This window comes from Calothrix rhizosoleniae SC01, from assembly GCF_900185595.1.
Classification (GTDB): domain Bacteria; phylum Cyanobacteriota; class Cyanobacteriia; order Cyanobacteriales; family Nostocaceae; genus Calothrix_A; species Calothrix_A rhizosoleniae.
Genome location: NZ_FYBH01000432.1, coordinates 1 through 1,994, shown reverse-complemented (window position 1 = coordinate 1,994; position 1,994 = coordinate 1). Strand labels below are relative to the sequence as shown.

The window sequence follows — 1,994 nt, the reverse complement described above, 5'->3', positions numbered from 1 at the left end:
GGGGAGTAGGGATGTCCCATACTTAAAAGTAGGGGATTTAATGTTGACGTTTTGTCTGTCGGGCTTGCGCCTCTCCACCCAAATTTTCTTAACTTTCCACGGATAAATCCGGGGGCTATGTCCTACCGGACACGCTATCTCCCTTCAGGAGACGCTTCGCTAACGCTAACGCGAACAAACCATCCTGGAGTAGGGATTAGGGAGTAGTTCCAGCCTCTTTATTTCTATTCTTTTTGCCATCAAAAATAACAGATGCAAGGACTTTAAACCTAAAATCCTAATTTCCTTGCACGCCCTTCCCCAATAAAATAGCCTCAAAGCATTGATAAATCAATATTTTTCAGTTATTCAGCAGACCCTAGGTAGTTTCTGATACTATTATTATACTTGCAGCAGTTAAAGAGTTAGTTATATTCATTACCCAGAAGGAATATAGTAATGAAAAACATACGAGAAAATGTATCTAACTCAGTTTTACACTAGGTTATGTTGAGCTGCTAGGGATGGGAAATGGTCAGAATCGGTAGATATCTCAGATGTATCCCTGAGATAAACCGCAGTCAATTCCTGGATTTTCTCTTGTAACCACTTAGAGAATAGCTCATTAACTAGTCGGTGATGCATTAATTCATCTAGTTGAGCGTGAATAAACTTGTCTAATCGCACAATCACAACCCATTCTTGCAAGTGGGTGGGGAGACTCACTTGTCCTACTTGAATACTGGAGAGTATGCCAGCTAAAACAGGATGAGGTACACCGAGTTCCACAGGACCAACTAAACCACCAATTTGAGCCTCTGGTCCTTGGGAGTATTCTCGTGCTAACTCTGCAAAACTCTGCTCACCCTCCTGAAGGCGGAAATACAGTTCTCGGGCAACATCTGGATCATGAGTACGGATTATAGAGTATATAACCCGATCTAGTTGTGCTTTGTGCTTCTGGAAGTAGGATTCTACTTGATTACTCCAAGTTGCTTGTTTGAATTTCTCCAGCTTTATTCTCCGTAAAGCTAGGTTATGAAATTGCTCTGGGGTCATGCCATGCTGTTGTAGCCAAGCTTGATGAGCGATGTCTGTAAGCAGATGGAGTCGAGTGCAAAACTCTTGATCAGCCCGATCATTCTCTTCAGAGCTACATTCAATACTGGAGATTGCCTGTTCAATAATCACTTCCCCTAAGAACTGTGGTAGCATTCCATACCCAGTCAGCCGAGGAATAACTTCTGCTGTGGTAATAATTTGGTCGTTAACTCGTATAGCTGTAGTCATGAATGGTCACTATCATTTCATCTGGAACTGTAATATGATTCAAGGCAACAGAGAATAGGTAAGTCTTAAAACAATGAACGGGGTGTAGGGGATAGGGGAGAAGAGGGAAAGGGGGACTGTGGTCAGAGGGGGAAGACTGGGAAGAGAGAAGGCAAAAAGCTTATCACTTCTTTATTCTCCCCACACATCCCACACTCCCCACACCCTACAACTACCCCGAAGGGCTTGGTCAAGGCATGTGATGAGGGGATAAAACCCACCATCAACACCAACTGCTGATTGTCCCAGGGAACAAACAGTCAACCAACTCGTTTTCTAATCAAAAAATCCTCCTGTTGCCGGTTCGTTGCCTATTCCCTTTTGCTGTACTAGCCGACCATATACCAGCCAGATGCATTGACTGTATTTAAAGAACCTGAGTCAATGATGGTATCACCATTCATCATCCACAGGTAGTTCTCACCAGTGCTGGAATTGCGCCATAAAATGTCATCTCTGCCATCACCGTTAAAATCACCTGTACCACTCGTGTACCAGCCAGATGCATTGACTGTATTTAAAGAACCTGAATCAATGATGCTAGTACCATTCATCATCCACATGTAGTTCTCACCAGTATTAGAATTGCCCACAAAATGTCAGTTCTGCCATCACCGTTGAAATCCCCAACTTCATCGGTATACCAACCGGAGGCATTGACTGTATATAAAGAACCTGAGCCAATG

At 43.3% G+C, this 1,994-nt stretch carries 3 protein-coding genes; all 3 read right to left on the bottom strand.

Annotation, left to right across the window (positions count from 1 at the left end; genetic code table 11):
- Window positions 1-474: 474 nt before the first annotated feature.
- Window positions 475-1,269 carry a peptidylprolyl isomerase gene (locus CALSC_RS25020; RefSeq protein WP_088243902.1) on the bottom strand — a complete coding sequence of 265 codons (795 nt, stop codon included), beginning with the start codon at window positions 1,267-1,269 and terminating at the stop codon, window positions 475-477.
- A gap of 368 nt (window positions 1,270-1,637) precedes the next feature.
- Window positions 1,638-1,901, bottom strand: coding sequence for an FG-GAP repeat protein (locus CALSC_RS25015; RefSeq protein WP_159460696.1), 264 nt, complete (start codon window positions 1,899-1,901; stop codon window positions 1,638-1,640).
- On the bottom strand, window positions 1,862-1,993 hold the full coding sequence (locus tag CALSC_RS28250; RefSeq protein ID WP_143288385.1) for an FG-GAP repeat protein: 132 nt from the start codon (window positions 1,991-1,993) through the stop codon (window positions 1,862-1,864). The genes CALSC_RS25015 and CALSC_RS28250 overlap by 40 nt, the downstream gene beginning before the upstream one ends.
- Between the last annotated feature and the right edge of the window lies 1 nt (window position 1,994).

What these genes read in the sequence shown, in the direction of transcription:
- CALSC_RS25020 (WP_088243902.1), bottom strand. Translation starts at nt 1,269, where the DNA reads ATGACTACAGCTATACGAGTTAACGACCAAATTATTACCACAGCAGAA.